Annotated in this window: 23 protein-coding genes; 12 read left to right on the top strand and 11 right to left on the bottom strand. The window is 70.2% G+C overall.

Going from position 1 to position 24,765, the window contains the following annotated elements; genetic code table 11:
• Positions 1 to 6: 6 nt before the first annotated feature.
• A complete protein-coding gene (locus ACWDEX_RS16510) occupies positions 7 to 1,170 on the bottom strand; it encodes a nuclear transport factor 2 family protein (protein WP_450464121.1) in 1,164 nt (387 codons plus the stop codon).
• Between the two features lie 94 nt (positions 1,171 to 1,264).
• Between ACWDEX_RS16510 and ACWDEX_RS16505 the strand changes: the two genes are divergently transcribed.
• From ACWDEX_RS16505 to ACWDEX_RS16470, 8 genes are all read left to right on the top strand, one after another.
• On the top strand, positions 1,265 to 2,209 hold the full coding sequence (locus tag ACWDEX_RS16505) for a LysR family transcriptional regulator (RefSeq protein ID WP_450464120.1): 945 nt from the start codon (positions 1,265 to 1,267) through the stop codon (positions 2,207 to 2,209).
• Between the two features lie 181 nt (positions 2,210 to 2,390).
• Positions 2,391 to 3,233 carry a nitrilase-related carbon-nitrogen hydrolase gene (locus tag ACWDEX_RS16500; RefSeq protein ID WP_450464119.1) on the top strand — a complete coding sequence of 281 codons (843 nt, stop codon included), beginning with the start codon at positions 2,391 to 2,393 and terminating at the stop codon, positions 3,231 to 3,233.
• Positions 3,230 to 4,513, top strand: coding sequence for an aspartate aminotransferase family protein (locus tag ACWDEX_RS16495; protein ID WP_450464117.1), 1,284 nt, complete (start codon positions 3,230 to 3,232; stop codon positions 4,511 to 4,513). The genes ACWDEX_RS16500 and ACWDEX_RS16495 overlap by 4 nt, the downstream gene beginning before the upstream one ends.
• A gap of 56 nt (positions 4,514 to 4,569) precedes the next feature.
• Positions 4,570 to 6,129 (top strand): PucR family transcriptional regulator, encoded by a 1,560-nt coding sequence (locus ACWDEX_RS16490; protein ID WP_450464115.1) that lies wholly within the window; start codon positions 4,570 to 4,572, stop codon positions 6,127 to 6,129.
• A gap of 307 nt (positions 6,130 to 6,436) precedes the next feature.
• Entirely contained in the window at positions 6,437 to 7,279 is an 843-nt protein-coding gene (locus ACWDEX_RS16485) for a nitrilase-related carbon-nitrogen hydrolase (RefSeq protein ID WP_450464113.1), read from the top strand.
• A gap of 115 nt (positions 7,280 to 7,394) precedes the next feature.
• The gene (hydA, locus tag ACWDEX_RS16480; RefSeq protein ID WP_450464111.1) at positions 7,395 to 8,837 is read left to right on the top strand and encodes a dihydropyrimidinase; all 1,443 of its coding nucleotides are present in this window, start codon (positions 7,395 to 7,397) and stop codon (positions 8,835 to 8,837) included.
• Positions 8,838 to 8,848: 11 nt separating this feature from the next.
• Positions 8,849 to 9,868 (top strand): TIGR03842 family LLM class F420-dependent oxidoreductase, encoded by a 1,020-nt coding sequence (locus ACWDEX_RS16475; RefSeq protein ID WP_450464109.1) that lies wholly within the window; start codon positions 8,849 to 8,851, stop codon positions 9,866 to 9,868.
• A 142-nt stretch (positions 9,869 to 10,010) separates the two neighbouring features.
• Positions 10,011 to 11,537: an NCS1 family nucleobase:cation symporter-1 gene (locus ACWDEX_RS16470; protein WP_450464108.1), complete on the top strand. Its 1,527-nt coding sequence runs from the start codon at positions 10,011 to 10,013 to the stop codon at positions 11,535 to 11,537.
• A gap of 9 nt (positions 11,538 to 11,546) precedes the next feature.
• On the opposite strand, the gene ACWDEX_RS16465 is transcribed toward ACWDEX_RS16470, so the two are convergent.
• The 4 genes from ACWDEX_RS16465 to ACWDEX_RS16450 form a co-directional block, all read right to left on the bottom strand.
• A complete protein-coding gene (locus ACWDEX_RS16465) occupies positions 11,547 to 12,218 on the bottom strand; it encodes a hypothetical protein (protein WP_450464106.1) in 672 nt (223 codons plus the stop codon).
• Positions 12,219 to 12,290: 72 nt separating this feature from the next.
• On the bottom strand, positions 12,291 to 13,355 hold the full coding sequence (locus tag ACWDEX_RS16460) for a lipoate--protein ligase family protein (protein WP_450464104.1): 1,065 nt from the start codon (positions 13,353 to 13,355) through the stop codon (positions 12,291 to 12,293).
• Positions 13,356 to 13,442: 87 nt separating this feature from the next.
• Positions 13,443 to 14,132: a response regulator gene (locus ACWDEX_RS16455; RefSeq protein WP_450464102.1), complete on the bottom strand. Its 690-nt coding sequence runs from the start codon at positions 14,130 to 14,132 to the stop codon at positions 13,443 to 13,445.
• Positions 14,129 to 15,301 carry a sensor histidine kinase gene (locus tag ACWDEX_RS16450; protein ID WP_450464101.1) on the bottom strand — a complete coding sequence of 391 codons (1,173 nt, stop codon included), beginning with the start codon at positions 15,299 to 15,301 and terminating at the stop codon, positions 14,129 to 14,131. The genes ACWDEX_RS16455 and ACWDEX_RS16450 overlap by 4 nt, the downstream gene beginning before the upstream one ends.
• Before the next feature lie 256 nt (positions 15,302 to 15,557).
• Here ACWDEX_RS16450 and ACWDEX_RS16445 point away from each other — a divergent pair, with 256 nt between their 5' ends.
• Positions 15,558 to 17,828, top strand: coding sequence for an MMPL family transporter (locus ACWDEX_RS16445; RefSeq protein ID WP_450464100.1), 2,271 nt, complete (start codon positions 15,558 to 15,560; stop codon positions 17,826 to 17,828).
• Between the two features lie 96 nt (positions 17,829 to 17,924).
• On the opposite strand, the gene ACWDEX_RS16440 is transcribed toward ACWDEX_RS16445, so the two are convergent.
• Positions 17,925 to 18,782 (bottom strand): oxidoreductase, encoded by an 858-nt coding sequence (locus ACWDEX_RS16440; RefSeq protein WP_450464098.1) that lies wholly within the window; start codon positions 18,780 to 18,782, stop codon positions 17,925 to 17,927.
• A gap of 74 nt (positions 18,783 to 18,856) precedes the next feature.
• Between ACWDEX_RS16440 and ACWDEX_RS16435 the strand changes: the two genes are divergently transcribed.
• Positions 18,857 to 19,510 (top strand): DNA-binding response regulator, encoded by a 654-nt coding sequence (locus tag ACWDEX_RS16435; RefSeq protein WP_450464096.1) that lies wholly within the window; start codon positions 18,857 to 18,859, stop codon positions 19,508 to 19,510.
• Positions 19,511 to 19,715: 205 nt separating this feature from the next.
• On the opposite strand, the gene ACWDEX_RS16430 is transcribed toward ACWDEX_RS16435, so the two are convergent.
• The 4 genes from ACWDEX_RS16430 to ACWDEX_RS16415 form a co-directional block, all read right to left on the bottom strand.
• Positions 19,716 to 20,177 (bottom strand): ATP-binding protein, encoded by a 462-nt coding sequence (locus tag ACWDEX_RS16430; protein WP_450464095.1) that lies wholly within the window; start codon positions 20,175 to 20,177, stop codon positions 19,716 to 19,718.
• Positions 20,174 to 21,895: a SulP family inorganic anion transporter gene (locus ACWDEX_RS16425; RefSeq protein WP_450464094.1), complete on the bottom strand. Its 1,722-nt coding sequence runs from the start codon at positions 21,893 to 21,895 to the stop codon at positions 20,174 to 20,176. Before ACWDEX_RS16425 ends, ACWDEX_RS16430 begins: the two co-directional genes overlap by 4 nt.
• Positions 21,892 to 22,233, bottom strand: a complete 342-nt coding sequence (locus ACWDEX_RS16420) for an ArsR/SmtB family transcription factor (protein ID WP_450464092.1) — start codon at positions 22,231 to 22,233, stop codon at positions 21,892 to 21,894. Before ACWDEX_RS16420 ends, ACWDEX_RS16425 begins: the two co-directional genes overlap by 4 nt.
• Before the next feature lie 330 nt (positions 22,234 to 22,563).
• Positions 22,564 to 22,935: a winged helix-turn-helix transcriptional regulator gene (locus ACWDEX_RS16415; protein ID WP_450464091.1), complete on the bottom strand. Its 372-nt coding sequence runs from the start codon at positions 22,933 to 22,935 to the stop codon at positions 22,564 to 22,566.
• A gap of 65 nt (positions 22,936 to 23,000) precedes the next feature.
• Here ACWDEX_RS16415 and ACWDEX_RS16410 point away from each other — a divergent pair, with 65 nt between their 5' ends.
• Positions 23,001 to 23,684, top strand: a complete 684-nt coding sequence (locus ACWDEX_RS16410) for an NAD(P)-dependent oxidoreductase (protein WP_450464238.1) — start codon at positions 23,001 to 23,003, stop codon at positions 23,682 to 23,684.
• A 102-nt stretch (positions 23,685 to 23,786) separates the two neighbouring features.
• On the opposite strand, the gene ACWDEX_RS16405 is transcribed toward ACWDEX_RS16410, so the two are convergent.
• Positions 23,787 to 24,383: a multicopper oxidase family protein gene (locus tag ACWDEX_RS16405; RefSeq protein WP_450464090.1), complete on the bottom strand. Its 597-nt coding sequence runs from the start codon at positions 24,381 to 24,383 to the stop codon at positions 23,787 to 23,789.
• Between ACWDEX_RS16405 and ACWDEX_RS16400 the strand changes: the two genes are divergently transcribed.
• Positions 24,379 to 24,708, top strand: coding sequence for a LysR substrate-binding domain-containing protein (locus ACWDEX_RS16400; RefSeq protein WP_450464237.1), 330 nt, complete (start codon positions 24,379 to 24,381; stop codon positions 24,706 to 24,708). The two genes, ACWDEX_RS16405 and ACWDEX_RS16400, sit on opposite strands and share 5 nt — an antisense overlap.
• Positions 24,709 to 24,765 lie beyond the last annotated feature (57 nt).

Raw genomic sequence — 24,765 nt, 5'->3', positions numbered from 1 at the left:
GCCCTCTCAGGTGCTTCGGTGATAGGCCTTGTTGGCGATGCGCCACCTGCCGTCGACCCGGACCAGCAGGAAGATGTCGGTGAAGGTGTCCGCGCCGTGCCAGAGCGTCATGGACGCGGTCGCGACGGTGCCGTGGACGTCGATGGTGTCGAGGCGGCGGGAACGGGTCGGTTCGTCCGCGGCCGGCCGACCGCTGAAGAGTGCGCAGTACTCGTCCAGACGCCATGACACGAATGCGTCGTCCCGGACTCCCTCGATGTGGGCGGTGGGCAGGAACGCGTCGCGGAAGTGGGTGGGGTCGCCGGTGGCGTGTCCGCGGACGTAGGCACGCAGCGGTTCAAGCACGGCGTCACCCACAGCGGGGACCGTGGCGGCCACGGCGATGTCGGCCTCGGGGTCGGCGGGGGTGCCGGCCAGTTCGGCCGCGCTGCGCAGCGGGCTGTTCGACGCGGAGGCCAGCAGTGCCATGTCCTTGGCCAGCGCGCCGATCGTGAACTCGGCCGTGGCTTCTGCCGGGGCCGACCGGCTGTCCAGGAAGGGGCGCTTGCGGGCGACGAGCCCGCCGAGCTGGCCGAGTTCGAGGATGTCCAGCACCTGGGCACGGGACAGGCCCAGGGCGTCGGCCTGCCGCAGTGAGTCGCGCAGTGTGAGGACGGCACCGGCGAGGCTGCTGTTGGCGACGAGCTTGAGCGCCGCGGCGGTGGCTGCGTCGTCGACGTGCCGCACGGTGCCGAGCGCGTCCAGCACCGGTCGGGCCCGATCGAGTGCGTCCTGGCCGCCGGCGGCGAGAATCCGCAGGGCACCGGCGGCGACAGCCGGTACGGACCCGAGCACGGGCGCGTGGACGTACGCCGGGCCCAGCCGCCGGGCCAGCGTCGCGGCCGCGGCGGGGGCGACGGTGCTGGTGTTCAGCACGATCGTGTCCGGTCGCAGCGAGTCGCGGACCCGGTCGACGATCTGCAGGCATGCCCGGCCGTCGAACAGTGCCAGGAGCACGATGTCGGCCTTGGCCACGGCGTCGTTCGGGTCGTCGGTCGTCTCGACGGCGCCGGTCGGGCGCCCGGACCGTGTCCAGCCGACGACGTTCCAGTCGTGGTCGGCGAGTCGTGTCGCCAGAGCGGCGCCCATGCGGCCCAAGCCGAGGACGGCGATGGAGTGCGGTTCGTTCATGCGTCCCAGAGTCGGGCACCGCGAGGGTTGCGACAAGCGCAGATCTCGCAGGTTCGCCCTGCGAACTCCGCATACCCACAGGCATACTCGGGACATGGTGCTCACCACATGGCGGACGTTCATAACGGTGTGCCGGCTCGGGTCGTTGTCGGCGGCGGCCGCCGAACTCGGCTACACGCAGTCGGCGGTTTCGCGGCAGATCGCGGGACTGGAGCGCCAGTTGGGGGTGTCGCTGGTGCAGCGGTATGTGCGTGGCGTCCGTCCGACGCCTGCCGGAGAGGTGTTCCGTCAGCACGCCCTGGCCGCACTCACCGAGGCAGACCGGGCCGTTCGTGCCGTACGGGACGTTCGTGACGGGGCGCTCGGCCGGCCGCTGGTCGTCGGTGCCACGCCGTCCCTGGCCGCCGGGATCGTGCCCGTGGCGATCCGCCGCCTGCTGGACACGGCCGGACCCGTCCGGTGGAGCCTGTCGCCAGGGCTGAGCCTGGAACTGCACGACCGGGTGGTCTCCGGCGACCTCGACATCGCCGTCGTCACCGACGCGCCCCCGGGGCTACCCAACGACCCGCGTCTTGAACGACGGTTCCTGGGCATGGACGAGATGGTCGTCGTGCTGCCAGCCGACCATCCACGCGCCGGGCCCGGCCCGGTGCGCATTCAGGCGCTGGCCGACCAGAGCTGGGTGGAGGACAACGAGGGCTCGGCGACGCTGCTGCGGCAGCAAGCCGCCCGCGCAGGTGTCACCGTCCGTATCGACGTCACCGCGACCGATCTGCCCGGCAAGACTGCGCTGGTCGCCGCCGGCCACGCCATCGCACTGATCCCCGGGGTGCTGGCTTGCGCGCTGCGCTCCGACATCACCACAGTGCCCCTCGTCGATCCCCCGACCCGCGGCATCTACACGATCACACCGCGTCGCGATCCACACCCGTCCGCAGGGCCCCTGCTCGACCAGCTCGCGAAGGCCTTCGGCCCGGGCCGTCCCGCGAGCCGAAGCGGGTCCCGCCCACGCCCTGAGGCCGACGGATCCACCGCCTGAGCGGCCCGCCGACACTCCGGCCACTCGTCCACAGGGGTGCGAATCATGATCCACTCCGCGGGTTGCCGACGATGGTCTTGGCAAGGTCGTCCTGGAGGCTTACGTTCAAGCCGTGTCTACGTCTACGGGTGTAGAGGCTCTCTGACGTCCCCATCGGGACACCAGGCAAAGGAGCGGCACCATGGCCCACGTCGTACGCGCCGCGCTGGTCCAGGCGACCTGGACCGGCGACAGCGAATCCATGATCGCCAAGCATGTGGAGCATGCCCGCGAGGCGGCCCGGCAGGGCGCGAGGATCATCGGCTTCCAGGAAGTCTTCAACGCCCCCTACTTCTGTCAGGTCCAGGAGCCCGAGCACTATCGCTGGGCCGAGCCCGTGCCCGACGGCCCCACCGTCACCCGGATGCGGGAGCTGGCGCGCGAGACCGGCATGGTGATCGTCGTCCCCGTCTTCGAGGTCGAGCAGTCCGGCTTCTACTACAACACCGCCGCCGTGATCGACGCCGACGGCACCTACCTCGGCAAGTACCGCAAGCACCACATCCCCCAGCTCAAGGGGTTCTGGGAGAAGTACTACTTCAAACCGGGCAACCTGGGGTGGCCCGTCTTCGACACCGCGGTCGGCAGGGTCGGCGTCTACATCTGCTACGACCGCCACTTCCCGGAAGGCTGGCGACAACTGGGACTCAACGGCGCACAGTTGGTCTACAACCCATCGGCCACCTCGCGCGGCCTGTCCGCCTACCTCTGGCAGCTGGAACAGCCCGCTGCCGCCGTCGCCAACGAGTACTTCGTCGCCGCGATCAACCGCGTGGGCCGGGAGGAGTACGGCGACAACGACTTCTACGGCACAAGCTACTTCGTCGACCCCCGCGGGCAGTTCGTGGGGGAGGTGGCCGACGACAAGGACGACGAACTCCTCGTCCGTGACCTCGACTTCGATGTCATCGAAGAAGTGCGGCAGCAGTGGGCGTTCTACCGTGACCGCCGCCCCGACGCGTACGAAGGACTGGTGAAGCCGTGACCGACCTGTACGCCCGCCACCGGACCGTCCTGCCCGACTGGCTCGCCCTGTACTACGAGGACCCCCTCGAGATCACCCATGGCGAGGGCCGCCACGTCTGGGACGCCGACGGGAAGAAGTACCTGGACTTCTTCGGCGGGATCCTCACCACGATGACCGCACACGCCCTGCCCGAGGTCACCAAGGCGGTGACCGAGCAGGCCGGCCGGATCCTGCACACCTCGACCCTCTACCTCAACCGGCCGATGGTCGAACTCGCCGAACGGATCGCCCGGTTGAGCGGCATCCCGGACGCCCGCGTCTTCTTCACCACGTCCGGCACCGAGGCCAACGACACCGCGCTGCTGCTGGCGACGACGTACCGGAGCAGCAACCAGATCCTGGCGATGCGCAACAGCTACCACGGCCGCTCGTTCAGCGCGGTCGGTATCACCGGCAACCGCGGCTGGTCCCCGACCTCCCTGTCACCCCTGCAGACCCTGTACGTCCACGGCGGTGTCCGCACCCGGGGCCCGTTCGCCCACCTGGACGACACCGACTTCATCACGGCGTGCGTCGAGGACCTCAAGGACCTGCTCGGGCACACCCGCCCGCCGGCGGCGCTGATCGCCGAGCCCATCCAGGGCGTCGGCGGCTTCACCTCGCCGCCCGACGGGCTGTACGCGGCCTTCCTCGAGGTGCTGCGGGAGCACGGCATCCTGTGGATCGCGGACGAGGTACAGACGGGCTGGGGCCGCACCGGCGACCACTTCTGGGGCTGGCAGGCACACGCCGCCTCGGGCCCTCCCGACATCCTGACCTTCGCCAAGGGCATCGGTAACGGCATGTCCATCGGTGGTGTCGTCGCCCGAGCCGACATCATGAACTGCCTGGACGCCAACAGCATCTCGACCTTCGGCGGAACACAGATCACGATGGCGGCAGGCCTCGCCAACCTCACCTACCTCGTGGAACACGACCTTCAGGGCAACGCCCGGCGCGTCGGCGGACTGCTCATCGAACGGCTGCGAGCCGTCGCCGCGCAGCTTCCGGTCGTACGGGAGGTGCGGGGGCGGGGCCTGATGATCGGCGTCGAACTGGTGCGTCCCGGCACGGACGAGGCCCACCCGGAAGCGGCGTCCGCCGTGCTCGAGGCCGCCCGTGCGGAAGGGCTGCTGATCGGCAAGGGCGGCGGGCACAACACCAGCGCCCTGCGCATCGCCCCGCCGCTCACGCTCACCGTCGCGGAGGCCGAGGAGGGCGCCGCGATCCTCGAGCGTGCCCTCAGAAGCGTCCAGTGACGCCTCGACCCGTCATGAGGAGCCCTCGTCACTGACCCGAGCAAGGGAACATCGCCATGACCACCGCCTTGGAACCCGCCCTGTCGGTACGCCAGGTCCTCACGCTGGACCGGGTGCTCGCAGGAGAGCCCGAGGTGGTGGCCGGGGCGGGGCACCTCGACCGGCCCGTGCGCTGGGTGCACGTCGCCGAGGCCGCCGACGTCGGCGTGATGCTCAGCGGCGGCGAGATGGTCCTCACCACCGGGGTGCTGCTGGCCGGCGACGAGGAGAAGCAGGCCGAGTACATCCGGTCCCTGCACCGCGCGGAGGCCGCGGCCGTCGTCCTCGGACTCGGTCGCGCCTTCCCGGCGCCGCCCGACGTGATGCGCCGGGCCGCCGAGCGCTGCGGGCTGCCCATGGTGGTCATGCACCGGCCCTTCCCCTTCGCCGAGTTGACGGAGGAGGTCCAGTGCCGACTCGTACGGCGGAAGTTCGCGACCGTGAGCCTGTCGGAGTCCGTGCGCACGGCCCTGACCGGGATCATCACCGCGGGCGCTCCGCTCCAGCGGCTGCTCGACGAGATCGCCGTGCACACCGGCTGTCCCGTGATCCTCACCAACCTCGCCCACCGCGTGCTCGCCACGGCGGGGGAGCGGTCCGCGGTCGACGACGTGCTGCGCGACTGGGAGCGCATCGCCCGGCAGGCGGGCGGCGGCGAGGGCGACGGCTGGGTCCGTGCCGAACTGGGCGGACGTGGCGAGCACTGGGGCCGGATCGTGCTGTGCGGCTACCGCGGTGACAGTCCCGTCGGGCGCCTGCTGGCCGAGCGTGCCGCCGAGGCCCTCGTCCTGCACCGCATGCTCGGCGGCGCGATGCAGTCCTGGGAGGAGCAGTCCGCGCAGAGCCTGCTGACCGACCTCGTCTCAGGGGTCGTACCGGCCCGCCAACTGCTGCCGCGAGCACGCGCTGCCGGGCTGCCCGTCAACCGCCGTACCTTCGTGCCCCTCGTCGTACGCGACGGCGACCCGGTCACCCTCGACCGCGTCCTGCGCCTGCTGGGGCTGCCCGGACTCGTCGCCGAACTGGCCGACGGGGCAACCGCCGTGCTGCTCAGCCTTGCCCGAGACCAGGACGCCGGGGCGCTGGCCGCGCACTTCGCCACCCGGCTGCGGACGGAGTCGACGGCGGGCGCGCCGGTCGTCGCGGCCGCCGGCGCGCGCACCGCCTGGGAGGACGTGCCCGCCGGGCTGCGCGAGGCCCGGCACGTGGCCGACGCCGTCGCCGAACACACCGCCGCGCTCAACCTGCCGGCCGTCGTACGCCTCAAGGACGTCCATCTGCGTGGTCTGGTCCGGCTGCTGCGCGACAACCCGCATGTCCAGTCGTTCGCCGAACGCGAGCTGGACGGGCTGCTGTGCGGGCCCGGCGCGGAGCCGGACCTGTTGGCCGTGTTGCGGACCTACCTCGCCACCGGCCGCAACAAGTCCCGCACCGCCCAGCTCCACCACGTCAGCCGGCCCGCCCTCTACCGCCGCCTGGAGGCCATCCAGGCCCGTCTCGGAGTCGACCTCGACGACTTCGAACAGGCGGCTTCCGTGCACATCGCACTGCTCGCCCACGACGCCCAACAGGGGTGAGTCACCGTGGACACGAGCGGAGAACACATGTGCACGGGCCGGGGTGACACGCTGGAACGCCAACGACCCGCAGACGTGACACAGTGCAACTCAACCAGGCCCGACGGACTTCCTAAGCTCCGAGCCTGGCTACAACCCAGCGCCGGGCCCGTGGCGTCTGGCACGCACGCTCGCCGCGTTGCCGAACCGCCCACGTGGCTCCGCCACGAAAGCGCTCCGGCGCCTTGCGTTCGTACGCACCAGACGCCACGGGCTGACCCGGCGCTGGATCGCAGCCAGGCTCTCACCCGAGCGACCGGAGGTCCCGATGAGCAGAGTGGTCCGTGCCGCCGTCTTCCAGACCGCCTGGACCGGCGACAAGGAATCAATGATCCAGGTCCACGAGCAGGCGGTTCGCGACGCGGCCGCCCAGGGCGCCCAAGTCCTGTGCTTCCAGGAGCTGTTCTACGGGCCGTACTTCTGCCAGGTCCAGGACCCGGCGTTCTACGAGTACGCCGAGCAGATCCCGGACGGCCCCATCGTCAAGCGCTTCCAGGCGCTGGCGAAGGAGCACGGCATCGTGCTCGTCCTGCCCATGTACGAGGAGGAGCAGCCCGGCGTCCTCTACAACACCGCCGCGGTGATCGACGCGGACGGCTCCTACCTCGGCAAGTACCGCAAGACCCACATCCCGCAGGTGAAGGGCTTCTGGGAGAAGTTCTACTTCCGTCCGGGCAACAGCGGTTGGCCCGTCTTCGACACCAAGGTCGGTCGGATCGGCGTCTACATCTGCTACGACCGCCACTTCCCGGAGGGCTGGCGGGCCCTCGGCCTCGTCGGCGCGGAGATCGTCTTCAACCCGTCTGCCACCTCGCGTGGCCTGTCCGCCTATCTGTGGCAACTGGAGCAGCCGGCGGCGGCCGTCGCCAACGAGTACTTCGTGGGTGCGATCAACCGCGTGGGCGTCGAGGAGTTGGGCGACAACGACTTCTACGGCACCTCGTACTTCGTGGACCCGGAGGCGCAGTTCGTCGGCGAGGTGGCGAGCGACAAGGAAAGCGAACTCGTCGTCCGCGACCTGGACATGGCCAAGCTGCGCGAGGTACGCGACCGGTGGCAGTTCTACCGGGACCGCGCGCCGGGCGCGTACACGCCACTGACCGCGCCGTAGACAGAGTGGCCCCGCGCCCCGCAAAAGGGCGAAGCCCTTGCAGGGGCGCGGGGAACTGCGTGACCAGCCACAGACGACCGACACTTTCGACCACAACCCAGCGGAGCGTGAACGCATGAGCAGCCGTACTGTCATCCGCGGTGGTCTCGTCATCACCGCGTCCGACGAGATCCACGCCGACGTCCTGATCGAGGACGGCCGCATCGCCGCCCTCGCCGCGTCCGGCACACCGGCGGCCGCGGCCTTCACAGCCGAGCGAAGCGAGATGGGGGCACCCCCGCACGAAGGGTGGGGGAGGACCATAGACGCCACCGGCAAGTACGTGATCCCGGGCGGTGTCGACGCCCACACCCATATGGAGTTGCCGTTCGGCGGCACCTTCGCCTCCGACACCTTCGAAACCGGTACCCGTGCCGCCGCCTGGGGCGGGACGACCACGATCGTCGACTTCGCCGTGCAGAGCGTGGGACACACCCTGCGCGAGGGCCTGGACACCTGGCACGCCAAGGCGGAGGGCAACTGCGCGATCGACTACGCCTTCCACATGATCGTCTCCGACGTCAACCAGGAGACGCTCAAGGAGATGGACCTGTTGGTCGAGGAGGGCGTCACCTCCTTCAAGCAGTTCATGGCCTACCCCGGCGTCTTCTACAGCGACGACGGCCAGATCCTGCGCGCCATGCAGCGCTCCGCCGAGAACGGCGGCCTGATCATGATGCACGCCGAGAACGGCATCGCGATCGACGTGCTGGTCGAGCAGGCGCTGGCCCGCGGTGAGACCGATCCGCGCTACCACGGTGAGGTCCGCAAGGCCCTCCTGGAGGCCGAGGCCACCCACCGCGCCATCAGGCTCGCCCAGGTCGCGGGGGCCCCGCTGTACGTCGTGCACGTCTCCGCGCAGGAGGCGGTCGCCGAGCTGGCCAGGGCCCGCGACGAGGGGCTCAACGTCTTCGGCGAGACCTGCCCCCAGTATCTCTTCCTGTCCACCGACAACCTTGCCGAGCCGGACTTCGAGGGCTCCAAGTACGTCTGCTCGACGCCGCTGCGGCCCAAGGAGCACCAGGCCGCGCTGTGGAGGGGGCTGCGCACCAACGACCTCCAGGTGGTCTCCACCGACCACTGCCCCTTCTGTTTCGTGGGTCAGAAGGAGCTGGGCCGGGGCGACTTCTCGAAGATCCCCAACGGTCTGCCGGGCGTCGAGAACCGTATGGACCTGCTCCACCAGGCCGTCGTCGACGGGCACATCTCGCGCCGCCGCTGGATCGAGATCGCCTGCGCAACCCCGGCCCGGATGTTCGGCATGTACCCGAAGAAGGGCACCATCGCCCCCGGCGCGGACGCCGACATCGTCATCTACGACCCACACGCCGAGCAGGTCATGTCCGCCGGGACGCATCACATGAACGTCGACTACTCGGCGTACGAGGGCAAGCGCACGACCGGGCGGGTCGAGACGGTCCTCTCACGCGGCGAGATGGTCATCACCGAGCGGGAGTACACCGGGCGCGCGGGCCACGGCGTCTACACCCCCCGCTCCACCTGCCAGTACCTCAACTAGGAGCGGTGCCCATGGACTTCGGACTCGTCCTGCAGACCGACCCGCCCGCCTCGCGGGTCATCAGCCTGATGAAGCGCGCCGAGCGCAACGGTTTCCGCTACGGCTGGACCTTCGACTCCTGCGTGCTGTGGCAGGAACCCTTCGTCATCTACAGCCAGATCCTGGCGAACACCGAGAAGCTGACGGTCGGCCCGATGGTGACGAACCCGGGCACCCGCACCTGGGAGGTCACGGCCTCCACGTTCGCCACGCTCAACGACATGTTCGGCAACCGTACGGTGTGCGGCATCGGTCGCGGTGACTCGGCGATGCGCGTCGCCGGCCGCAAACCGAACACACTGGCCCGCATCAGCGAGGCCATGAAGGTCATCCGGGCGCTGGGGAGCGGACAGGAGGCCGACCTCGGTGGGACGGTCGTCAGGTTCCCCTGGGTCAAGCCGGGCGCTCAACTCCCCGTCTGGATGGCCGCGTACGGACCCAAGGCCCTGAAGATGACCGGCGAGGAGGCCGACGGCTTCATCCTTCAGCTCGCCGACCTGTATCTGACCGAGTACATGGTCAAGGCGGTCAAAGACGCGGCCGTGGCCGCCGGCCGTGACCCGTCCGAGGTGAAGATCTGCGTCGCCGCCCCGGCGTACGTCACCGAGGACGACTCGCCCGAGGCGCTCGCCCACGCACGGGAGCAGTGCCGCTGGTTCGGCGGCATGGTCGGAAACCACGTCGCTGACCTCGTCACCAAGTACGGAGAGCAGTCCGCCGCCGTTCCCGCCGAACTCACCGACTACATCAAGGCCCGTGAGGGCTACGACTACGCGCACCACGGGCGCAGCGGCAACCCCGACACCGAGTTCGTGCCCGACGACATCGTCGACCGGTTCTGCCTCATCGGTCCCGTCGAGAAACACGTCGAGAAACTCACCGCACTGCGTGACCTGGGCGTCGACCAGTTCGCGCTCTACGACATGCACGACGCACAGGAAGCCGTCATCGACGCGTACGGGACGCGGGTCATCCCGGCCGTCAACGGCTAGTGCACACAGGGGCCTTCGGACCCCGTTCCATCACTCGTCCCCTTCCCTTTGCCCCGGGAAGGGGGCCCAGGGCGCTACCCGCGCACCTGCCATCGGCCCCACCCGCATGGCCTTTCCCTCCCCGCCTCACGATTGGCCTGCCATGACCGACACCGCTTCCACGGCCCCACCACCATCCATACAGGTCACCCTCCCCGACGGGCGCGTGGAGATCGCCCCGGGTTCCCCTCCGCCGAGCGGCCCGTACGCCAACGAGGACCTGCTCCCGGTCCCCGTCAGCAAGCGCACCTGGACCACCTACAACTTCTCGGCGCTCTGGGTCGGTATGGCCCACAACACGGCCTCCTGGACCCTGGCCTCCGGTCTGATCGCCGTCGGCATGGACTGGAAGCAGGCGGTGTTCGTCATCGCCCTGGCCAATCTGATCGTGCTGGTGCCGATGCTGCTCACCGGGCACGCGGGGCCCAAGTACGGCATCCCCTTCCCGGTCTTCGTCCGCGCCTCCTTCGGTGTGCGCGGCGCCAACCTGCCAGCGATCGTACGGGCGTTGGTGGCCTGTGGCTGGTTCGGCATCCAGACCTGGATCGGCGGCGAGGCGATCTACTTCCTCGCCGGGAAGCTCATCGGCGACAGTTGGGCGAACGCCTCCAAGGTCGGCGGCTACGCCTGGACCATGTGGCTGTCCTTCGCGATCTTCTGGGCGATCCAGGTCGCCATCATCTACCGGGGCATGGAGACCATCCGCCGCTTCGAGAACTGGGCGGCGCCCTTCGTGCTCGTCGGCGCCTTCGTGATGCTGTGGTGGATGAGTGACAAGGCCGGCGGCCTCGGCCCGCTGTTCGACCAGCCCTCCAAGCTGGGCTGGGGCGCCGACTTCTGGAAGCTGTTCGCGCCCTCGCTCATGGGCATGATCGGTTTCTGGTCCACGCTGGCGCTGAACATCCCGGACTTCACCCGCTACGGAAGAAGCCAGCGGGCCCAGACCTGGGGCCAGGCCCTGGGCCTGCCGACCACGATGACCCTGTTCGCGTTCCTGTCGGTGCTGGTCACCTCCGGCTCCCAGGCCGTGTACGGCGAGCCGGTCTGGGACCCGGTTCAGCTCGCCGCCAAGACGGACAACACGGTCGGCCTGCTCTACGCGCTGGTCACCGTGCTGGTGGCGACCCTGTCCGTGAACATCGCGGCCAACCTGGTCTCGCCGGCGTTCGACTTCTCCAATGTCGCGCCCAGGAAGATCAGTTTCCGCGCGGGAGCCCTGATCACCTCCGTCCTGGCCGTGCTGATCTTCCCGTGGAAGCTGTACTCCGACCCGCAGGGCTACATCTTCACCTGGCTCGGCCTGGTGGGAGGCCTGCTCGGCACGGTGGCCGGCATCCTCATCGCCGACTACTGGATCCTGCGCCGCGGCCGGCTCGACCTCGCCGACCTGTACCGCACGGGCGGCCGTTACTGGTACGAGGGCGGCTGGAACTGGCGGGCCGTCGCGGCCTTCGTGGTGGGCGGGGTACTCGCCATCGGCGGTGCGGACTTCCACCCGCTGATCGACGGCCGCCCCATACCCGCCCTCAAGCCGCTGGCCGACTACGGCTGGGCGGTGGGCCTGGGCACGTCGATGGTGGTGTACGTGGCGCTTATGCTGCTGCGCGGCCGGGAGAGGGCGACGCTCTGACCGCCCGGGTCAGTTCTTGCGGCTGCCCTCGAGCGCGGTCATCGCACTCCTGGCGGCTTTGATGGCGCCCTTGTTGATTTCGTCCGTACCGGGTGCCTTCTTGGTCTCGAAGTCACTGCCGTTGTAGGTGACGATCACCAGCGCGTTGGACGCGCGCACCAGCACCACCCCCTCGCGGGTCTCCTGCTTGTCCTTGGTGGTGAGGTTCACGACGGAGTAGGCCGTGTCACCGAGACCGGGCACGGCCCCTCCGCCGCTCTGCTTCGAGGTGCGCTCCTGGTAGGACTGCTGCGCCTGCGCATCGGAGCCCATGATCTCGAAGGACACGTCGAGCCAGCGGTAGTCGTAGCCCTTGAGCGCGTTCCAGGAACAGGTGCGCCGCCGCGACTTGTCCGTCGAGGGGATCTCCTGCCCGGCCGGCTTGGCGCCAGGGACCAGAGACGTGATCGTCTGCTTCGGCAGGCTGGAGCACGGTGCCGGCGCGGTGGTGTACGTCTTGGAGGCGGCCGGCGCCGACGGAGCGGGGTCGGCCTGGGTGTTCCGGGACTCCTGCGGCGACTTGTCGTCGGTGGCCGGGGCCGCGGCGGGCGACCCCGACGACAGAGCCCAGCCCGACACGGCGAGCACGACAACCGGCAGCAGACGCACGCTCAGAGCGAGCGGCAGAGGAAGAGAACGCACGGCGCACTTCTCGATGAGGGATGGTGTGGAGGAACCCGCACGGTGCATCGTACGCCAGCGTCATAGGACTCCCTACGGCACGCGGGCCGTCCACTCCTGCGAGCCGAACTTCATCCGCGCCAGCTCCTGCGCGCGGGCCACTTCCGCGTCCGTCACCTTGCCGTCCGCGAGGCCGTACCGGCCGCGGAACGACTCGATCATCCGCCCGATGACGGCCTCGCGCGCCAGCCCGGTCTGCCGGCGCAGCGGATCGACCCGCTTCTTCGCGCTCTTGGTGCCCTTGTCGGACAGCTTCTCCCGCCCGATGCGCAGGACTTCGAGCATCTTGTCGGCGTCGATGTCGTACGACATGGTCACATGGTGCAGGACGGCACCGGGCCCGCCACCCGGTCCCACGATCCGTTTCTGGGCGGCGCCCGCGATCTTCCCGTTCTCCGTGGCGATGTCGTTCAGCGGCTGGTACCAGGCCTTGATCCCCATGTCGCCCAGCGCACCCAGCACCCAGTCGTCGAGATACGCGTAACTGTCCTGGAAGGACAGTCCGTGCACGAGCGCCTCGGGCACCGACAGCGAATAGGTGATCGTGTTGCCGGGCTCCACGAACATGGCGCCGCCCCCGGAGATCCGGCGCACGACCTGGATGCCGTGGCGTGCCGCGCCCTCCTGATCCACCTCGTTGCGCAGCGACTGGAAGCTGCCGATGATCACGGCAGGGGCGCCCCACTCCCACACGCGGAGCGTGGGCGGGCGCCGTCCGGCGGCGACCTCGGCGGTCAGTACCTCGTCCAGGGCCATGTGCAGGGCCGGTGGTTGGGGGCCCTCGTGGATGAGCTGCCAGTCGTAGTCGGTCCAGTCGGTGGCGTGCGCGAGGGCCCGGCGCACGGCGATCCCGACGCCCTCCGAGGTCAGCCCGTACATCACGGTGCCCTCGGGAAGGGCCGCGTCGATCCTGGCGGCCAGGCCCGCGGCGTCGGTGTCCGCCGGGGCCCCCTCCAGCGCGCGGTTCACGGCGTCGAGCGCCTCGTCCGGTTCGAGGAAGAAGTCGCCCGCCACACGCACGTGCCGCAGCGCGCCTTCCTCGACCTCCACGTCCACGACGACGAGCTTGCCGCCCGGGACCTTGTACTCACCGTGCACCTGATCCGCCTCCGTTCTGTCGAAGGGGACCAACGCCGGGCACGGCCGCGGTGTTCCCGGGCTCGGGGGCGATTCCGTCCGCCGTCATCACCGACCGCGCTGTCCCACCGCGACGAGCCCGGTCTCGTACGCGACGATCACCGCCTGCGCCCGGTCGCGGACGTCCAGCTTTCCGAAGAGGCTGGTGATGTGGTTCTTCACGGTCGAGACGCTGATGTCCATCGCACTCGCGATCTCCGTGTTGTCCAGGCCCGTGGCCATCAGCCGCCACACCTCGAGCTCACGCGGCGTGAGCAGGTCCGGGTGCGCGGAGGGCGGATCGGGGGGCTGCGGGGCCCTGACGTAGGTGGAGATCAGCCGGGTCAGCAGCCGGGGCGCGACGGCGGCTTCCCCGGTGTGCACGACCCTTACGGCCGTGACCAGTTCCTCCGGGGATATGTCCTTGGGCAGGAAACCGGAGGCGCCCGCGCGCAGTGCCGCCACCACGTACTCGTCCATGTCGAAGGTACTCAGTGCCAGCACCCGGCAGCCCGGCAGTTCCCGGGTGAGACGGTCGGTCGCGGCGACGCCGTCCAGCACGGGCATGCGGATGTCCATCACGACGACATCGGGCCGGAGCCGGTGCGCCAGCGTCACCGCCTGCGCGCCGTCCTCGGCTTCGCCGACCACCTCGAAGGCGGGATCCGGCGTGAGGATCAGCGCCAGTCCCCGGCGCACCAGCGGCTGGTCGTCGGCGATCAGAACCCTGATCGGTTCCGTGTGCGCCGTCTCCTTCATCGCAGTGCCCCCTCGGTGACGGGCAGCGGCAGCCGGGCCCACACCCGGAACCCGCCCTCGTCCAACGGACCCGCCTCCAGCGTTCCCCCGTGCAGCACGACACGCTCCCGCATCCCGACAAGACCGTATCCCGACCCCCCGGCGAAGCCTTCGCCCGGACCGTCGTCCGACACCTCCACCGTCACGTCGTCCAGCCCGTACGTCAGCCGTACGGCTGCTGGCGCCCCGCCAGCGTACTTGCGCGCGTTCGTCAGCGCTTCCTGCACGACTCGGAACACGGTCAGCCCGATACTCGACGGCACCGTGCGCGGCTCGCCCCGCACATCGAGCGCGGTGGGTACCCCGGACCGGCAGGACTCGGTGACGAGACGTTCCAGGTCCGCGATGCCCGGTTGCGGGGCGGTCGGTTCCTCCTCCGCCTCGTCTCCGGCCCGCAGGACGTCCAGGAGTTGGCGCATCTCGCGCAGTGCCATCCGGCCGGACCCCTCCAGCGTCATCAGAGCCTGTCTGGCCTGCTCGGGATCGGCGGCCAGGTTGGCCCGCGCGCCCCCGGCCATCAGCTGCATGGTGGTGATGTGGTGCGCCACGATGTCGTGCAACTCCCGTGCGATGCGCCGCCGTTCGGTGGCCACCGCCTGGTCGGCGAGCAACTGCCGTTTGGTCTCGTTGTCCCGGTGCCAGCGGTTCATCACGGTCGCGGCCGCCACCACCAGCACGACGGCGGACACGGTGGCCACCACGTCGGCGATCGTCGGGCGCGGCCATGAAGTCTGCGCCACCAGCGGCAGCACGATCGCGGCGAGCGACGCCGCCGCCGTCACGGCGAGGCTCCGCGAGCGTACGACCGTGTAGAGCGCCACCACCAGCGTGGCGTTGAAGTGCTGTGGCATCGGCACGCTCAGGTTCAGCACCAGCCCGATCAGGAGGACCGCCGCGAGCACCAGAACCGGGGCGCGGCGCCGGAGGAGCAGGGGCAGAGCGGGCACGGCCAGGAGGACGCACCCGACAGCGGGGACGTACCCCAGGGTGGCCTGGATGCCGAGGGCGAAGCTGATCAGGTCCACCGCCACCGCTCCGACCGCTACCAGGGCGTCGTTACGTGTCCACGGCAGCAGCTCACCGCCCGGCCGGCTTTCGGGTGCCCCGGGCGCAGGCCCCTGTGTCGGCATGACGGTCCTCCTCGAATGCCGCCGGTGCCCCACGACCACCGGCATGACGTGTTTCAGTGCCCGGGCAGGCAACGTTCGTCCGCCGGGCAAATGTTGCCTTTCGGGGCACTAGTTTCCCATCGGCTTCCCCCGGCCCAACCCCGGGACCTCGGGCCGGCCCGGCATGGGACCAGGGTCCTGGTCGGCATCGCGGCCCGGACCCCGCTCCCACACCCCTTCTCGTCCGGCGCTCGGACGATTTTGGCGTTTCCCGCTGATGAGCTGGAGACCGGCCGCAAACGCGGCGCTCCACCCACTGCCGGAGGACAACGTGATCCGAGCCCTGACCGGGTTCTCCACCCGGAACCCATGGAAGGTCATCGCCCTGTGGGCGGTGGTGGGCATCTTGCTCAGCGGGCTCAGCCAGACGCTGTTGTTCCGCGTCACTCAGAGCCAGACCGGGGACTTCCTGCCGGCGACCTACGACTCCGCCGCCGCGCTGAAGATCGCCAAGGACCGCTTCGGAGCCGATCCCGATGCCAACGTGGTCACCGTGCTCGTGGCCCGCACCGACGGCAAGCCCCTCACCGGACCGGACCAGCGCACGATCGGTGCCGTCGCCGAGCGGCTGGGCCACCGGCACGTGAAGATGCCCAAGTCCGACGATAACGGGCCCTCCTTCCTGGCCAAGGACTACTCCCAGACGCCCAGGGTCAGCCCCGCCATGGTCGCGCCCGACCGCAGCTTCGAACTGCTGTCCGTGGAACTGGCGGGCAACTCGGCGGATCCGGGGCTGCAGAACCTCTACCGTGCCGTCCGCGATGGGAGTCGGCAGGCGTTCGCCGAGGAGGGCATGCGAACCGGGTTCACCGGTGGTCTGGCCGACCAGGTCGACACCGCCGACGCCGAGAAGACGACCACGACGGTCGTCGGGGTTCTCATGATCGGCCTGATCGTGCTGATCAACATTCTGGTGTTCCGCAGCGTGCTCGCGGCCTTCGTGCCGCTCCTCGCGGTCGCCCTTGTCGGCGGCGCGGCGGCGGGAGCCGTCGTCGGCGTCGCGATGCTCACCGGAATCAAGCTCGACCTCGGCACGCCGAGCATCATCGGCGTCGTACTGATCGGCATCGGCGTCGACTACTTCCTCTTCCTCCTCTTCCGCTTCCGCGAACAGTTGAGGGCATGCCCGGACCTGCCGGCCCGTACCGTGGCCGGCGAGGTCAGCGCCCGCGTCGGAACCGCGATCGCCTCGGCCGCCCTGACCATCGTGGCCGCCTTCGCGACGCTCGGAGTCGCGACCTTCGGCCAGTTCCGGGTGCTCGGCCCCGCCGTCGCCGTATCGGTGCTCGTGATGCTGCTGGCCAGCCTCACCCTGATGCCGGCGCTTCTCGCCGCCACCGGACGCAAGATGTTCTGGCCGTCCCGCGCCCTGAAGCGCGAGCCCCGCCCTGGCGCGACCGCGCGCCTGGGCGACTTCGTCGCCCGCCGCCCGCTGACCGCCATTTTGGCCAGCCTCGCTCTGCTCGGCGCGCTGACAGCGGGGCTGCTGGGCATCCGGATGGACTTCGGGCAGACAGGCGGAACTCACAAGACGGCGGCCGCCGTCACCTCCGCCGAGATCACCCGCGCCCTGCCCGCCGGGGTGTCCGACCCGGCCACCGTCTACGTCGAGGCCACGGACCACCGGGCTCTCAGCGCCGGGCGGGTCCAGGCCCTGCCCAAGGCCCTCGGCGAGGTCAAGGGTGTCGGGCAGGTCGGCAGGACCGTCCTCAACGACGACCGCACCGCCGCCCGGATCGACCTGTACCTCACCGTGGACTCGCAGAGCGCGCAGGCCCGACACCTGGTGGCGGGACCCGTCCGCGACGCCGTCGCCCGCCACACACCCGCAGGCACCGAAGCCCATGTGGGCGGCACCGCCGCGATCTTCGCGGACGTCTCCACCGCCGTCGACCACGACCTGAGGATCGTGTTTCCGGTCGCCGCCGTGCTGATCACCCTCATCCTGCTCGTACTGCTGCGCAGCCTGCTCGCCCCCGCCGTCCTCATGATCGCCGTCAGCCTCGGCTTCGCCGCCACTCTCGGCGCCTCCACGCTCTTCTTCCAGCACCTCCTCGACAAGCCGGGCGTCAACTTCGTTCTGCCGCTGGTGCTGTTCCTCTTCGTCGTCGCCCTCGGCACGGACTACAACATCCTGATCAGCGACCGCATCCGCGAGGAGATGGAACACCCCGGCCCGGCCCGTGCCGCCGTCGCACGCGCCCTGCGCCACACCGCACCGGCCATCACCACCGCGGGCATCGTCCTCGCCGCCTCCTTCGGCAGCCTCGGCGTCAACGCGGACCCCTCGACCCAGCAGATCGGGTTCGCGACGGCGCTCGGCATCCTGCTCTCCGCGTTCGTCCTCTCCCTGGTGCTGGTACCGGCGCTCGCCGCGCTCCTCGGCCGGGGCATCTGGTGGCCGGTCCGCCCGCGACGCACGCCGCCTCGCCACCACACCGAGCATGCTGTCACCCAGCAGCATCACGACGGCGACCTCGTGCACTGACGATCCGGCGGCTGCCCGGCGTGCCCGCGTGGTGGGCCGGGGGAGGGCCTGAGACTCCTTGCCGGCTCCATGAACTCCAGGGCCACTGCGGCCACTTCAGACGAGTTCGGCGAGATCCTCACGGGTGAGGGCAATCGACCCGGCGGCGATGTTCTCCTCCAGATGGGCCAGGGAGCCGGTGCCGGGGATGGCCAGGGTGACGGGGGAAGAGGCGAGGAGCCAGGCCAGGGCGATCTGCGGCACCGTCGCTCCGTGCCGGTCCGCGACCTTGGTCATGCGGTCGCTGCTGAGGTCGCTCACGCCGCCGCCCAGGGGGAAGAAGGGCACGAAGGCGATGCCGGCCCTCTCGCAGACGGCCAGGAGGTGTGTGTCGTCGCGCTTGCCGGCGTGGAAGTCGTTCTGGACTGCCGCCACGGGTGCGATCGCACGGGCCTGGGCGAGGTGGTCGGCGTCGACGTTGCTCAGGCCGAGGTGGCGGATCAGGCCCTCCTCGCGCAACGCGGCCAGCGCCTCGAAGCGTTCGGCGACGGACTCGCCGTGCGGCGGACCTCCCAGGCCGCCGACGCGCAGGTAGACCAGATCGAGGCGGTCCACGCCGAGGGTTTCGAGGTTCTCCTCGACCAGCGGTCGCAGGCCTGCGGGGTCGGTGGTCTCGAGCAGACCGCCGTCGGGGGTGCGGGCCGGGCCGACCTTGGTGGCGATGACCAGGTCGGCCGGGTAGGGGTGGAGGGCCTCGCGGATCAGGGCGTTGGACCCGACGGTGTTGTCGCCGCTGGCGTAGAAGGCGGCGGTGTCGATGTGGTTGACACCGAGCTGGACCGCTCGGCGCAGGATGGCGCGACCGGTCTCGGGATCACGGGCTGGGCCACGGAATGTATGGGTGGGCAGGCGCATGGCCCCGAAGCCGATGCGGTCGACCAGGAGATCGCCACCGAGGCGGAAGTCGTTGCTCATGGGTTCAGCCTGGCCCGCGGCAAGCCGGGACGGCGAACACATGGCAGCTTGCTGCCAGTTGGCACAATGGGGTGGTGACAGAGATCATGACGATCCGCGGTGACCTGGAACTTCTGGCGCGCACCGAGCATCCGTTCTCCTCCGTCGGCGAGGAGTTCGTCTGCGCCGCCCGTGATCTCGACACCTGGGCTCACCTCGGCGCCCGGCAGACTGCCCGCAACCGGCTGCGGAACAGCGGAACGCAGCGGGTTCGTAAGTTGTACAGCCCGGCCGCGCTGGCCGACGAGCACAGCCGCCGGCACCTGAGCGAGCTCGTCGACAAGGGCGCGTCGGTACGGATCGCCGTCACCGCGCTCCCGCACGAGACGATCGTCATCGACCGCCGGTTCGCGATACTCGCGGGCGAGGGCGCTCCGGGCGACCGGGAGTACACCGTGACCAGCGCCCCCACCCTGGTCGGTGGGGTCTACGCGCTGTTCGAAGCCGCCTGGGAGACGTCCACCGACCTCAAGCGCTTCCTGAGTGGCGAGCGTCCCCAACTCGACGCCGAGAGCCGGAAGATCCTGCGCGCGCTGGGGTCCGGTGCCACCGATGAGACAGCCGCGCGGGAGCTCGACATGTCCCTGCGGACCTACCGGCGCAGGGTCGCCGAACTGCTCGACGCCCTCGACGCGGGTTCGCGGTTCCAGGCCGGGCTGCGCGCGGGTGAGCTGGGGCTGAGCGGCTGAAGGCCGAGGGCGCTCAGGTCGTCAGAGTGAGTTACCGACGAGCGCGGCGGTGGGCAGGCATGTGCCCAGAACGCTGTGCCCAGTAACGGTGTGCGGCGAGCAGGGACCGGCGTGCAAGCGGCCGGTTGGCTACCCACCAGAGCAGCGCGTACGCGGCGACAAAGGGGCCGAAGGCCACCACCCCTGCCGCCATGGCTCGAAGCTGTCACAGCGGCAGCGTGATCCAGATGCTCTTGCCGTCGCCGTCCGCGTCGCCCCGCAGTACCGCGGTTCCGCCCAGCGACAGGGTCAGTTCGACGACCGTGCCCAGCCCCGTGCCCGGGGCGGCGGCGTGCGCACCGTACAGGATCGGCTGGTAGGGGTGGCGGTCGTGGACGGCGAAGGCGAACGTGTTCTTGCCCGCCGCGTAGATGACGGTGACCGTCTCGGACAGCACCGCAGCGTGCCGCACGCTGTTGGTGACCAGCTCGGACAGGATGAGCAGGGCCGGGTCCACGCTCGGATGCCGCAGGGGGACGCCCCACTCCATGAGCACCATCTCCGCGGTCTCCCGCGCCAGGCGCACGGCCGATCCCATCAGGGGGAGGGTCAGAACGTGCCGCAGTGGCAGAGCCTCCGTCCCGGACACCTCGACCATGCTGCGGCCGGCACCGTCGGGGGCGGTCATCGGGCGACCCTCCGGACAGGGGCGGGCCTGAAGGGACGAAGGAGCCCAGCATGTTCGAGGTACTCGCGGGCCCCGGCGATGGCCTCGGGTGTCGTCGCGTACTCCCGTCCCTCCAGCCGCAGCAGGTCCAGCACACCCACGGAGTCCAGCACCTGTCGCTGGCCGGGGCGGATGCCTGAACCCATGACGACGATTCCGCGCCGGTTGAGCTTGTCGACGGCGTCCTTGAGGACCAGGGCACCGGTGGCGTCCACGGTCGTCACCCGCGACATCCGCAGGATGACGACGCGGACGTCGGCGACCTCCGACAGTTCCAGCAGGAAGCGGTGTGCGGCGGCGAAGAACAGCGGTCCGTCGATCCGGTAGGCGACGATGTGCTGCGCGAGCAGCGCGTGTTCCTCGTCGCTGTGCTCGCCGGGCAGGTCGGGGCGGAAGTCGACCTGGTCGAGCCGGGCTTGGGCCGCGACGGCGCGCAGCGCCAGCGCGCCGGCCACCACCAGGCCGATGATGACCGCGTAGACCAGGTCCAGCGCGAGGGTCGCGACGGCGGTCAGGGCGAGCACGGCCGCGTCCGCCCGGGTGGCCCTGGCCATCGCGCGCAGCGAGCCGACCTCGACCATCCGGATCGCGGTCGCGATCAGCACCCCGGCCAGCGCGGCAAGCGGGATCTTGGAGACCAGCGGGGCCGCGGCGAACACGATGACCGCGAGCACGGCGGCGTGGGTGAGGGCGGCCAGCCGCGACGAGGCGCCGGTGCGTACGTTGACGGCGGTGCGGGCTATCGCTCCGGTCGCCGGGACGCCGCCGAACAGCGGGGCGGCGATGTTCGCCAGGCCCTGGCCGAGCAGCTCCTTGTCCGGGTCGTGCTTCTGCCCGACTGTCATGCCGTCGGCGACCTGCGCGGACAACAGTGACTCCAGCGCCGCCAGCGCGGCCACCGCGACGGCCGGCGCGAGCAGGGACGCGAGTGCGGAGGGGTCGACGAAACCGAGGGAAGGGGCGGGCAGCCCCGCGGGCAGGGTGCCGATCGGTGCGGCGGCCTCGAGGTGGAAGGCCTGTGCCACGAGCGTGGCGGCGATCACGGCGATGATCGAGAACGGGATCGTCGGCCGCCACCGCGCACCCAGCAGCATCACGAGCGTCACGGCGGCGGCGAGCGCGACGGCGGTCCAGTTCGGCGCCTTGACGAACGCCTCGACGGCGTGCCAGGCCACCACCAGGACCTTGTCACCTTCCGGCTTGGCCACGCCCAGCGCGTTCGGGACCTGCTGCAGGCCGATCACCAGCGCGATACCGAGGGTGAAGCCCTCCACCACCGAGGCAGGGATGTAGGCCATGTAGCGCCCGGCACGCACCACGGCCAGGCCGAGCAGGATTACGCCGGCGATCAGTCCGACCATGAGGACGCCCCCGGCGCCATGCTGGGCGACGATCGGTACCAACACCACGGTCATCGCACCGGTCGGGCCGGAGACCTGCAGATTCGATCCGCCGAACAGGGCCGCGAGCGCCCCGGCGACCACAGCGGTCGCCAGGCCCGCTTCGGCACCCAGGCCCGAGGAGACACCGAAGCCGAGCGCGAGGGGAAGCGCGACGATCGCCACCGTCAGCCCGGCCAGAAGGTCCCGCTTGGGGTCGCGGCCCATCACCGCCAGATCAGCGCGGGTGGGCAGCAGGGAACGCACCCGGACGAGGACCGGGGCCACCAGGGTGCTCACCGGCTCGGGACCTCGGCTTCCCGCAGCTCGTCCAGCAGCTCGCGCTGTCCCGCCAGCATCTCGGTCAGGATCCGGCGGGCCGCACGCATCAGCTCCGCGACGTCCCCGCCGGCCAGCTCATAGATGACGGTGGAGCCCTCACGGGTTGACGTCACGATTCCCGAACGGCGCAGCACCGCGAGCTGCTGGGACAGAGCGGCCGGCTCGATCTCGATCTCGGTCAGCAGGTCACGTACCGCCATCGGGCCGTCCTGCAACAGCTCCAGCACCCGGATCCGCACCGGGTGCCCCAGCATGCGGAAGAACTCCGCCTTCGCCTGATACAGCGGAACCGGCATCGCTTGGTCTCCTTCTCGACGACGACCTCCCGTGCAGTCGGGCTTCCGTCGAGGAGCTGGTGCCCCGACAGGCTGCCGGGGCAGTAGGCGGGTCGCGTCGCCTCGCTGGTGTCGCCATCTGCGCATGCGGGAGCCACACCTCCATTCCCGCAGGAGGCGCGGCAGACGATCCATGATGTTGCAAGTTGCAGAACTTTGCAATTCGCCAAGAAGGAAACACGGAGGCAAGGGCCGCGCTGTCCTTACGTCTGCCGCCAAGAGCCCCCGTGAAGTAACGGCTCGATCCCGGCGGTCCCCATGGTTCGTCGATGCGTGCGATGAGCCCGCCGGTTACCGGGCCGTGTCTTGCTCCCGTGCATCGAGTAGCTCGTCCCAGTGCTCCGCTACCCACGCGTATACGGCATCCAGTGGCTCCAGCATGCTGCGCCCCAGCGGCGTCAGCGCGTACTCCACTCCCGGTTTCGGGCCAGTGTGCACCGTGCGTGAGACGAGCCCGTCTCGCGCCAGGCGGCGTAGCGACTGTGTGAGCACTTTCGGGGTGACGCGGTGCAGTGGCACGCGGAGTTCGGAGAATCGGCGTGGACCGCCTTCCAGGCAACGAATGACCAGGGCTGCCCACTTGTCGCCGAAGCGGAACGGCACCAGCGAGGACGGACAAACTTCGTCGAACATGTCGGGAGGCAGCGGCTGCCGGTGCGCCATGGTGGTCTCCTGCCCTGCGGCTGGGGTCGGTGTCTGATCTCGGTATCCGGGAGGTAACCGCCCTTCTGGATACCTTCCGGAGCATCGACTCAGCAGGAGGTATTCCAAAGATGAGCAGGATCGTGATTTTCGGCGCAGGTGGCCGGGCCGGTCGGCAGGCCGTCACTGAAGCACGTCGGCGTGGACACGATGTCACCGCGGTGGTGCGCGACCCCTCTCGCTACAGCAGCTTGACGGATGGTGGCGTACGAATCGTTGCCGGCGACGTCACCGATGTGGCGGACGTCGCCACCCTCGCGGCCGGGCACGACGCCGCGATCAACGCGGCCGCGGTGTACGGCGCGGGCACCGACCCAGACGCTTTCTTCACCGATGCCGCACACGCACTGGTCAAGGGCTTGCGACAGGCCGGAGTGGACAGGCTCGTCACGGTTGGGCTCGCATCGCTGCTGTCCGGCCCCGATGGCACCCGCCTGCTGGACACGCCAGGTTTTCCCGTCGAGTTCCGGCCCTTCTGCCTCGCTCACGCCGCCGGTCTGGAGGTGCTCCGTGTCGAAGGCGGCACGCTGGACTGGGTGTACGTCAGCCCAGCCGGCGACTTCGACCACGAGGGCGAGCGCACCGGCGACTACGACATCCGCGAACACGGCGACATGGCGGCCCGCATCTCCTACGCCGACTTCGCCCTCACCCTGCTCGACGAGGCCGAGACCCCACGGCACCACCGCAGCCACCTTGCCGTGGCATGACCACCGTCGGCGGGGATCGGCCTCCTGTTGGCTGTCGGGTGAGCGTGCCGGTCGACGGCACCATCGCCAAATGCGGCAGGGGCGGCGACGGCCGCCGCGTCCTCAGGTGACGTGGAGGTTGGCCATCATGCCCATGTCCTCGTGCTCGGCGTTGTGGCAGTGGAAGAGGTAGCGGCCCCGGTAGCCGTCGAAGCGGGTGATGATCTCCGCCGACTCACCCGGCCGTAGGGAGACGGTGTCCTTGAGGCCCGCGTCGTGGGGGAGCGGCGGGCGTCCGCCGCGGGAGAGGATCCGGAAGCCGACCAGATGCAGATGCACGGGATGGTGCACGTCCGCGATCAGTCGCCACACCTCGACGTCGCCGAGGCGAGTGGTGACGTCCGCGCGGGCCGGGTCGAACGGCAACCCGCCGATCAGCCAGCCCCGGCCGCCGTCCATCCGCCCGGCCCGGAACGCGAACTCCCGTACCCGGGCGGCCTCCGAGCGGCGCCAGCGCGGCAGGTCGGTGGACAGGACCCGGGGCACCCGGCTGTCGTCGGCGGCCCGGCGCGCGACCCGAAAGGCCATCACCTCTCGGGCGCGGCCGGAGCCCAGCCGGTTGAGGAGGCGGACGCTGCTCCCGACCGCCACGTCGGCGAAATCCACGACCACGTCGTAGCGTTCGGCCGGGGCGAGCGGCAGCCGCCGGTGGGAGATCACGACCCATCAGGGCCACTGGCAGCGACGGCTGCTGGAGCGGCTCTTCGCCGGACGCGGCCTGGTGCCACGGATCGTCTGTGAGGGCGACGAGCCCGGCGCCATCCAGGTACTGATCAGCGCCGGGCTCGGTATCGGTCTCAATCCGGCCTTCGCCCGCCGCATCGCCGAGCACGTCCCCATCGCCTGGGTCGACATCGACAGCCCCGACTGCCGCCGCACCCTGACCCTCGTCCGGTCCGCCTCCGGCCACCTGTCGGCCGGGGCTCGGCTGATGCGCGACACGATCGCCGGCTGGGACTGGAACGGCGGCGAAGCGGCCGCGTGAGGGCGAGATATCGGTGAGGTGAAGCCCGCTCGACGGCCCGCTACGTCGACGCACACT

Source organism: Streptomyces sp. NPDC001020 (assembly GCF_053599115.1).
This window is presented reverse-complemented; position numbering and strand designations above follow the sequence as displayed.

What these genes read in the sequence shown, in the direction of transcription:
- ACWDEX_RS16475 (WP_450464109.1), top strand. Translation starts at nt 8,849, where the DNA reads ATGGACTTCGGACTCGTCCTGCAGACCGACCCGCCCGCCTCGCGGGTC.
- ACWDEX_RS16445 (WP_450464100.1), top strand. Translation starts at nt 15,558, where the DNA reads ATGAGCTGGAGACCGGCCGCAAACGCGGCGCTCCACCCACTGCCGGAG.
- ACWDEX_RS16490 (WP_450464115.1), top strand. Translation starts at nt 4,570, where the DNA reads ATGACCACCGCCTTGGAACCCGCCCTGTCGGTACGCCAGGTCCTCACG.
- ACWDEX_RS16510 (WP_450464121.1), bottom strand. Translation starts at nt 1,170, where the DNA reads ATGAACGAACCGCACTCCATCGCCGTCCTCGGCTTGGGCCGCATGGGC.
- hydA (WP_450464111.1), top strand. Translation starts at nt 7,395, where the DNA reads ATGAGCAGCCGTACTGTCATCCGCGGTGGTCTCGTCATCACCGCGTCC.
- ACWDEX_RS16505 (WP_450464120.1), top strand. Translation starts at nt 1,265, where the DNA reads ATGGTGCTCACCACATGGCGGACGTTCATAACGGTGTGCCGGCTCGGG.
- ACWDEX_RS16415 (WP_450464091.1), bottom strand. Translation starts at nt 22,935, where the DNA reads ATGGCGCACCGGCAGCCGCTGCCTCCCGACATGTTCGACGAAGTTTGT.
- ACWDEX_RS16450 (WP_450464101.1), bottom strand. Translation starts at nt 15,301, where the DNA reads ATGCCGACACAGGGGCCTGCGCCCGGGGCACCCGAAAGCCGGCCGGGC.
- ACWDEX_RS16500 (WP_450464119.1), top strand. Translation starts at nt 2,391, where the DNA reads ATGGCCCACGTCGTACGCGCCGCGCTGGTCCAGGCGACCTGGACCGGC.
- ACWDEX_RS16470 (WP_450464108.1), top strand. Translation starts at nt 10,011, where the DNA reads ATGACCGACACCGCTTCCACGGCCCCACCACCATCCATACAGGTCACC.
- ACWDEX_RS16455 (WP_450464102.1), bottom strand. Translation starts at nt 14,132, where the DNA reads ATGAAGGAGACGGCGCACACGGAACCGATCAGGGTTCTGATCGCCGAC.
- ACWDEX_RS16430 (WP_450464095.1), bottom strand. Translation starts at nt 20,177, where the DNA reads ATGACCGCCCCCGACGGTGCCGGCCGCAGCATGGTCGAGGTGTCCGGG.
- ACWDEX_RS16440 (WP_450464098.1), bottom strand. Translation starts at nt 18,782, where the DNA reads ATGAGCAACGACTTCCGCCTCGGTGGCGATCTCCTGGTCGACCGCATC.
- ACWDEX_RS16420 (WP_450464092.1), bottom strand. Translation starts at nt 22,233, where the DNA reads ATGCCGGTTCCGCTGTATCAGGCGAAGGCGGAGTTCTTCCGCATGCTG.
- ACWDEX_RS16485 (WP_450464113.1), top strand. Translation starts at nt 6,437, where the DNA reads ATGAGCAGAGTGGTCCGTGCCGCCGTCTTCCAGACCGCCTGGACCGGC.